This window comes from Alphaproteobacteria bacterium SS10 (assembly GCA_019192455.1).
Lineage (GTDB): Bacteria > Pseudomonadota > Alphaproteobacteria > TMED2 > TMED2 > TMED2.
On the sequence record JAHCML010000011.1, the window covers coordinates 1 to 8,792 of the forward strand.

Below are 8,792 nucleotides of genomic sequence, written 5' to 3' on the forward strand. Positions count from 1 at the left end.
CCTTTGTTACATTGTTCACATACATATACACCCTTAAATTCAACTTTTTCTGTTAGGTTTATAATATTAAAATTTGCCAGTTTTAAGATACCACCACAGGAACATGAAGATTCTTGAGCTATAGCTAAAGGTAATCGTTTACAGCTTGATGATGATGACTTGGTCAAACAGATTTTTGACTCATTGACTGAGCAAGGCGTTGATCGGGATCGCCTTGAAGTCTTGGGCCCAATGCCATCCACCTTCGATCACCTGAATACCTACAATGAAGCCGATATCGGTCTTGATACCTTCCCCTATAACGGCACCACTACAACCTGTGAGGCCGCCTGGATGGGCGTGCCGGTGATTACCACGATCGGTGAAGTTCACTCAGCTCGTGTCGGGGCCAGCTTGAATACGGCCCTTGGCCTTGAGGAGCTTATCGCCAAAGACCCTGAAGAGTACGTTGAGAAAGCCGTCGCCTTAGCGACCGACGTGCCGCGGCTTCGTGCCCTGCAGAACGGCCTTCGTGGCCGGATGGAGAATTCGGTTCTGCGAAATGATGCGCTTTACGCTGAGCGGTTCGGTGCGGCTATCGAGCAAATCTGGGAACAGCATTTGGCTAAGAATGAGGGCCTAGTCTCCAGTGTCTGATGTAGCAGCGGGCGCGCTCGGTAACGCGACGGTGCTGATCAAGGCCGGTATGTTTGACCAGGCAGGGGAGGTGCTCGACCAATTGGTTCAAGAGCACCCTGAAGCAACCCAGCCGCATCTGCTCCGTGCCATGCTGGCCCAGGCTCAGAATGACAAGGCGGCGATGGCAACCGCACTTGAAGCTGTCTTAACCCTCGACCCCAATAATCTGAACGCATCGATTGGCCTGGTTGGCCTGATGGATGATGTCACGTTGTCCGAGGATTTACTGGCTAAGTTGGAGCCTGCCTTAGGGCTTGCCGTTGCCAGTGATCACCGCGCCCTTATTGGCCTTGGTGCCGTTCATGTTGCCCGTGATCAGATGGAGGCAATTCCAGGTCTGATCGAAACCGTGCCTGCCGAGATACTGGCGGGGCTTCCTTATCGGGGAGCGGTGGCGGCCATTGCCCAACGGCTCGATAAACAGGACCACCCTGAAATTGCCTTGAAGATGCTGCTTCAGGTTGTTGAGCGCTTGCCAGACGCAGCCGGGCTGGAAGGTGTCTTGGGCGCCATGGCTTTCCGGGCCGATGAGTTGGATCTAGCGGCGCATTGGCTGGATATCGCGCTGAAACGTGATGATAGCGATAGCGGGATTGTCTTCGCCCGCGCCACCATCATGTTGCGCCAGCGTGAGTGGCAGCCATTGCTAGACTTTGTTCGCCCCTATGAAGAGCAGTTTGCCGATAAGGCCTATCTCCACGAGTTGCGCACCTTTGCCGCCGTTCAGACAAAGGATGAAGAGCTGGCCGATGAGGCATCATCAAAGCTGATGATGCTGGAGCCAGAGAGTGCCACCTCCTTGACCTATCGCGGTCTTGCCTTGGGCGTGATGGGGGAAGAGCAGGCGGCGCTCGACAAGATGCGTGAAGCCATCGCGGTTGACCCAGAATTCGCCATGCCTTGGAGCCATTTGGCCGGCATGCTGATGGGGCTGTCTGAGATTGGTGAGGCTGAAGAGGCCGCCCGTAAGGCGGTCGAGTTAGACCCGAACAACGCGATTGCGCAGCAGCAGCTCGGCCTCTGCATGCGTGACTTGCTGCGTCAGGATGAGGGGCTATCCCACCTGCGTTTGGCAACAGAACTTGATCCAGATAATCCAACCACGTGGCGCGCATTTTTGTTCTCTATGAACTACGCCCATGAGGCTGAGCCAGCCGATATCGCCGCTGGCCACAAAGCATTCGGGGAGCATCTGGCTAAGCGGAATGAGGCCGCGGCTATCATGCCTGCCAAACCGAAAACTGGTCCGCTTCGCGTGGGCTTTGTGTCGGGGGATTTGCGACGCCACTCTGTCGGGTACTTCCTGATGCCGCTTTATCGGCATTTCGCTGACCATGCTGATCGGTTGGAGGTGGTGTCCTTTATGACCAAGGACGACACCGGCGATGACGTTAACAAGCTGCTCAAATCTAAGAGCGGCGAATGGCACAACATCGCTGATGCGGATACAGCCCAAACGGTTGAGACGGTTCGGGCTGCCAATATCGACGTTCTGTTTGATCTCTCAGGGCACACGATTGGCGATCGGCTAGATGCCTTTGCCCAGCGCCTTGCACCTGTTCAGATCAATTATCTGGGGTATGCCAATACCACGGGCATACCGACCATGGATGGACGCATTACGGATGCGGTGGCCGACCCGGTGGGGCAAACAGAGAAGTGGCACAGCGAAACGTTGCTTCGCATGCCAACTTGCTTCCTGTGCTACAGCCCCGGGCCTGATGGCCCCGATGGTGAAGAGCTACCGCCACCCGACAGTGTTGATGGGCGGCGCATTCGCTTCGGCTGCTTTAATAACCTGAGCAAGGTGACAGTCCAGCAGGTCGCCCTATGGGCACGGATCCTGAAATCCGTACCCGACAGTGTTTTCATCTTTAAATCCAAGCAGGTAAGCGACCCGAGTGTTCGTGAACGTATGGGTGAAGTGTTCAAGGCAGAGGGGCTTGATCCAGAACAGCATATTGACTGGCGCAGTGGCACAGATAGTCACAAGGCGCATATGTCGATGTACCGGGAGGTAGATATTGCCCTCGATACGTTCCCCTATAACGGCACCACCACAACTTGCGAGGCCCTGTTTATGGGCACCCCGGTGGTCACCTTGCGTGGGCAACATCACGTCACCCGGGTTAGCTCCACATTGCTATCAGCTATCGGGCGTGATGATTTGGTGGCTGATACTGCCGATGCATATGTCGCGCGGGCAGTTGAATTGGCAGGTGATATCACGGCTGTACGAAATGGTCGTGCAGCCCTGCGGGACCAGATGCTATCGTCACCGCTCTGTGATGCAGAGCTATTCACCGAGCAATTTGTCGATTGCCTAACCGATTTTTGGCGCGCGAATTGCTAGATGGATACAGAGATCAAACGTTTAGGTGTTAGGTCGAAATCCACCTCGCTTATGTCGGGCGGAGCTTACGACGGAGCTTTGATAAAGCCATGAATGAAGAAGCAGTAAAATCTGAAGAACAGGAAGCCGCTCCAGCGCCGAGCACCGCCGCCAATCGCGGTAAGCTGTCGGACTATCTGGCGCATGTTGAGCGCGGTGATAAAGCTCGTGATGAACAGGATTTTGCGACGGCAATCGCTGAGTATCAGGCGGCAGCCCTGCTTCGGCCGAATATGTTTCACCCGCAGATGATGATGGGGAAGATCCTCTATCAACAGGGCCTACCGGGCGAGGCAATCGGGTATTTGCAGAATGCCCACCAGATGCAGCCCACCAATGTCATATTGCTTCTGCACATCGCCGAAATGCTGGCCCTCATGGGGGACAATGAAGCAGCCCAAGGGGTTGTTTGCGACGCCTTGGCCATTGACGATAAGAACGTCAACGCAATCTGCATGTTGGCCCATCTGCTGCACGTCGAAGAAAAGTTTGATGAGGCGATTGAGCTGCTGCAGGTAGCCATTGAGGATGCGCCCGATGAAGCTGAGCTATGGCGCAGCGTTGGCGATGTCATGGCGGCTAAATCAGATAACGAGAATGCCAAGACCTTCTATGAAGAGGCCCTGCGTCTCGACCCTGCGCTACAGATGGCGCAAGAGGGGTTGGACAAGCTCAATGCTAACCAAGATACGGCTGCTGAAGCTGTCCACTAATGACTTGGTAGGGCGGGTATTCCGACCCGTTGCTTGAGTAACCGCACTCACCCATGTTAGCTGGCGCTGCACCATGGTAGATAGCTGCCGTGGTTTCCCGCAGCAGTTGATAACCAGCAGTTTCCCTATGAGTGCTATCCAGACATTGCAGGAGCGGCTTGATGCCGGCACCGCCACCATTGGCGTGATTGGCCTCGGCTATGTTGGGCTACCATTGGTCCATGCTTTCGCCAGCCTAGGCCGGAAGGTCATTGGCTTTGATATCGATGCTGAGCGTGTGGCGATGCTGAATGCCGGCACCTCAGATATTGATCGGGTGCCAAATGAAGCTCTTGCCAGTTACCGCGCCGACGAACGGTTTGAGGCGACAGACAACTTTGATCGGCTGGCGGAAGTTGATGCGATCAATATCTGTGTGCCGACCCCTTTAGACAGGCACCAACAACCCGACCTGAGCTATGTCGAGGCAACAGGGCGAGCCATTGCCAAACAATTGCGGCCGGGCCAGCTCATCGTTCTGCAATCCACCAGTTTTCCTGGTACCACGGCCGAGGTGCTGGAACCCCTGCTGACCGAAACCGGGCTGAAGCGGGGCGAGGACTTTCTGCTCGCATTCTCACCAGAGCGGGAAGATCCCGGCAACCCAACCCACCATCTGGGCAATACGCCCAAGGTTGTGGGCGCCGATGATCAGGCCTCCCTAGATGCCGTCGCAACCCTGTTTGAACCTCTTGTGCCGTCCGTCGTGAAGGTTTCCACCGCCGCGACAGCAGAGGCGGTCAAACTGACCGAGAATATCTTCCGCAGCATCAACATCGCCCTCGTGAACGAGTTGAAGGTGATCTATGCCCGTATGGGGATCGATATCTGGGAGGTGATTGAAGGCGCGAAGAGCAAGCCATTTGGCTTTATGCCTTTCTACCCAGGGCCTGGCCTTGGTGGGCACTGCATTCCGATCGATCCGTTCTACCTGACCTATAAGGCGCGGGAGTATGACCTGGTACCCCGGTTTATCGAGCTGGCCGGCCAGGTGAATATGGGCATGCCCTATTACGTGATCGATCAGCTAGCCACCGGGTTAGAGGAGAAGCTGGGCAAGACCATCCGGCATGCAGAGATCCTGGTGATTGGTACCGCTTATAAGAAGAATGTTGGCGACACGCGGGAAAGCCCGTCGTTGAAGCTGCTGGACCTGCTAATCAGCCGCGGTGCGAAGGTTCGGTATCACGACCCGCATGTGCCGGTGCTCAGCACCTTCCGGCATTTCCCCGATCTTGAGGGGATGGAGAGTGTGGACCTAGCGACCGCGCTACCAACCGTTGATGCGGTGGTGATCTCCACTGATCATGACGCGGTTGATTATGGACTGATCGCGGATCAAGCATCAGTGATCGTGGACACCCGCAATGCCATGCGGAGCAACCAGCTGACGCCTAAGGGCCTGGTGCTGGCGTAATCAAGATTGGGATATCCCAAAAGCAAGTGCCGTAAGCCCATCCTTCTGATGCGACTTACGGCACTTTTCTTTTGACGGCGGGTGTAACCACGAGGTGTGGGAAGGGGGAAGCGGTAGTTTCACCCACTTCCGAAGCAGTAGAAGCTGAGTCTGTCCAGCTGCGACCAAACCTTCAGAATACCGTCAAACCAAGATCGAATTGTTTGGGAAGGGCCGGCCTAAGAGTTAAAGGCCGGCCTCACGCCCTTATCGGATGTTTAGAAGTTCAGCCAGCATCTGGTCGGCGGTGGTAATCACCTTGGTACCGGCAGAATATGCCCGCTGGGTAATGATCAGCTGAGAGAACTCATTCGCCAGGTCGACGTTTGATTGCTCAAACGACCCAGAGAAGATCTGGCCAGAGCCATTCAAGTTCGCCTCGGTCAGGCTAACCTCACCACTCTCGTTACTGGAGCTGAAGACATTCAGGCTCTCTGACTGCAGGCCGTTCACGGCTGGGAAGTCAGCAAGGGCGATCTTGTAAAGCGGGACGATCTCATCATTCGAGAACACCACATTCACAACACCCTCAGTATCGATGTTGAAGCTCCGGCGGATACCGAAGGAGGCACCGTTCTGATCAATATCAGTGGTCAGGAACTGTGAGTTCAGCTGGGTCAAACGGTCGAGGGTAAAGTCGATCGTCTGCGGGTCCGAACCGTTACCAAAATCGATATTTGCTAGAGTAATCGCGACGTTGCCGTTGGCATTAGCGTCGTGGTTGATCGAGCCATCAGGGTTGAAGTTGATGTAACCGATATTGGCGTTGTCGTTTGTCTGGTCACCACCGGAGATCCGAACCTCCCACCAACCGAATGGGTTAGCGTCTTGAGAGGCCGGGGTACCCAAGGGTGGGAACACCGCTGAACCAGGGTTGGTTGCTGGAACCAATGCCGGGCTAGCTGGGTCATAAGGGACTACCAGCGCGGCGTTGTACTTGCCGGCCGTGGCAATGTTACCGCCACCTGCCAGTTCTGAGTCCAGCTGATCAAAGATCGAGGAGCCAGCAGAAGAAACAATGCCACCAACCGTGACTGCTTCACCTTCCGTGAAGGCCGTAATCACAAGCGAGCCATCGTCACTTAGTGAGGCGCCACCGGCACCGACACCGGCGTTTGGCAGGGCCGCATTGATCTGTGCGATAAGCTCACCAACCGTTAGGGAGGTTGTGCCCAGCGGGATAGTAACCACAACCGGTGCACCGCCAACATCAATGGTCAGGGTCTCAGCAACAGCCAGTGGGATGCCACTTTGGTTAAGCTCTGTATCCAGGGTCAGGTCAGTGCCATCCAGAACCGCATTAGTCAGGTTAGGCGCTGGTGCCTTGGAGATCTCAAGGTTCAAGGTCTGCGGCGTACCGAGGCTATCAAAGACCGTGATCACCCGTGAGAAATCAGAATCGAAGCCAGCAGCCGTCGGACCGTTATTGGTGCTGAGACCGGTAGAGGCATCAAAGTTGATGGCCGGGTCAATCACCGTCGTGGTCTGGTTGAAGCCAGGCAAGAAGTTCAGGTTGATCGGCTCCAAACTATCGAGGTTATCGAAGTTCGTCGGAATGTTGCCGTCATCATCCAGGCGCCAGCCGTACAGAACTTGCCCACCAACCTCTTGAGGGGTCTGCAGGAAGCCATCCTCATTCTCCTCGAACCGACCGGCCCTGGTATAGAATGGGAACTGGATCTGGTTGTTTTCGTTCTGGCCAACAACGAAGAAGCCGTCGCCGAGGATACCAAGATCCTCTTCACGGCCTGACTGCTGCAGCAAACCTTGTTGGTTTACCGTGCCCAGGGTACCGGCGCGAACGCCGCCTGGTTGCAGGATTGAGTTCGTGTTGGAACCAGTCACCAGGTTGGCGAATGTCGTCACCGAGCGTTTAAAGCCAGGGGTCTGGTTGTTGGCGATATTGTTCGAAATCACCGTGAGGGATTGGCTCTGCGCATTCAGCGCGGAAACACCCGTAAATAAAGAACCGAAGACGCTCATCGCTACCTCCTAAGAATCGGTTATCCACCGATATTCAATTTTTGTGCCAATTCGTTGATATGCTGCTTCTGATGCCAGATTAGCCGGTGGTGGTGTCATCATCTGCGGTATCGCTACCGTCAGAATCTGAGGCTGTTTCCTCACCGCTATCGCCGGAAACATCGTCACCGGCGTCATCTTGGACCTGGCCATCTACGCTGGTTGTGCCGGTGTTCGTCGTGCCGACAGGCAACTCAGCTGAGAAGACCTGGGACAGCGGGACCACCAATTCGCCCATCGCTAGGAAAATTTCGCCGGATCGGGTTTCAACCCCGGTGACCCGGCTGCTGACGCCAAGCTCAACACTCACGTTCTCAGCGCCTTCCTTCGGAACAATGTCCAGTTGAAGGGTGTAGTTGCCGGGTTCGACCGATTGGCCATCATCACCGATGCCGTCCCATTCGATCACCTGAAGGCCGGGAATGCCGCCGCCTTGCTGTGTGTAGACGGTATCGCCATCGGCATTAACAACCCGCAGGGTCAAATCTTCCACCTCACCACTCAGGTCATAGACAAAGCGGTTAGAGGTGCCAGCGCCAGCGTTATAGAACTCCTGACCTTCGAAGCTAACGTCGAGGCCGACATATCCAAGCGCCTGCTGCAAGGCGTTACCTTGGGTGGCGGCGATCAAATCGTCCAACTTGGCATTGGTGCCGATCTGCTGCTCAACCTGGTTGAACTGGGTGATCTGATCCGTGAACGTCTCAGTATCCGTTGGGTCCAGCGGATCCTGGTTCTGTAGCTGCGTGGTCAGCAACTGCAGGAAGTCATCGAAATCTTGAGCCAGCTGCGCTGAGTCAGAATCAGCCTGGCTGAAGATCTGGCCGCTTTGGCTGGTTTGTGCCGATTGGTTTGGCACGAGGGTAATTGGATCAGACATAACGCGTCACTCCGTTTTTCCAGGTCCGGCTTTAGCCGTTAGACCTGCACGTCCACTTGGTCTTCTGTGATGATGTCGACATGCTGCCAATCAGCAGCGTCGCTGTTGTCTTCGTCGCCTTCACCTGCGCCACCGCTGCCATTGCCAGCGAATTCAGGGTTGGCATCGCCCTCTCCACCATCGCGGAGAGAGAATTCCAGGCCGTCACTACCCAAGGTCAGGCCAGCATCTTGGAGCGCCTTCTCAAGCGTGCGGCTGTCATTGCGCAGCATGTCGAGGGTTTCCGCCTTCTCAGCAATCAGCTTGCCGGTGACGTTGCCGTCGCCATCAAAGTTCAGCTCAACATCGATGGTGCCCAGTTCAGCTGGTGACAGCTGAATGCGCAGCTGGCTCTGACCGGCTTTGGCGGCTTGGCTGACCTGCAGGCTTACCTGCATGGTTGCCGGGCTCATCGGTGCGCGTGATGGGGTTGTGTTGGCAACCAAGCTTTGGAAGTTGGCCTGGTTGGTGGATTGCTGGGTTGTTGTGGTGGCAGCTTGTGCCGCTTCCTCAGCATTAGCAGCAGCAAACAGGCCGCCACCGGGGTTATCACCGCCACGGCCGGATCCAGAT

The 8,792-nt window shown here is 55.7% G+C and carries 7 protein-coding genes; 4 read left to right on the top strand and 3 right to left on the bottom strand.

The window, feature by feature from the left end; translation table 11 throughout:
- The first annotated feature begins 120 nt into the window (after positions 1-120).
- From KI792_14480 to KI792_14495, 4 genes are all read left to right on the top strand, one after another.
- Positions 121-636 carry a hypothetical protein gene (locus KI792_14480; GenBank protein ID MBV6634229.1) on the top strand — a complete coding sequence of 172 codons (516 nt, stop codon included), beginning with the start codon at positions 121-123 and terminating at the stop codon, positions 634-636.
- A complete protein-coding gene (locus tag KI792_14485) occupies positions 629-3,031 on the top strand; it encodes a hypothetical protein (GenBank protein ID MBV6634230.1) in 2,403 nt (800 codons plus the stop codon). Before KI792_14480 ends, KI792_14485 begins: the two co-directional genes overlap by 8 nt.
- Before the next feature lie 89 nt (positions 3,032-3,120).
- Positions 3,121-3,783: a tetratricopeptide repeat protein gene (locus KI792_14490; GenBank protein ID MBV6634231.1), complete on the top strand. Its 663-nt coding sequence runs from the start codon at positions 3,121-3,123 to the stop codon at positions 3,781-3,783.
- A 127-nt stretch (positions 3,784-3,910) separates the two neighbouring features.
- On the top strand, positions 3,911-5,239 hold the full coding sequence (locus KI792_14495) for a nucleotide sugar dehydrogenase (GenBank protein ID MBV6634232.1): 1,329 nt from the start codon (positions 3,911-3,913) through the stop codon (positions 5,237-5,239).
- Positions 5,240-5,485: 246 nt separating this feature from the next.
- Here the strand turns inward: KI792_14495 and KI792_14500 are convergent, their stop codons facing one another.
- From KI792_14500 to KI792_14510, 3 genes are all read right to left on the bottom strand, one after another.
- Positions 5,486-7,261: a flagellar hook-basal body complex protein gene (locus tag KI792_14500; GenBank protein MBV6634233.1), complete on the bottom strand. Its 1,776-nt coding sequence runs from the start codon at positions 7,259-7,261 to the stop codon at positions 5,486-5,488.
- 79 nt (positions 7,262-7,340) lie between these two features.
- Positions 7,341-8,180 (bottom strand): hypothetical protein, encoded by an 840-nt coding sequence (locus KI792_14505; protein MBV6634234.1) that lies wholly within the window; start codon positions 8,178-8,180, stop codon positions 7,341-7,343.
- Between the two features lie 38 nt (positions 8,181-8,218).
- Positions 8,219-8,792: flagellar hook-length control protein FliK (locus KI792_14510; protein ID MBV6634235.1), on the bottom strand; the 574-nt coding region annotated here is incomplete at its 5' end.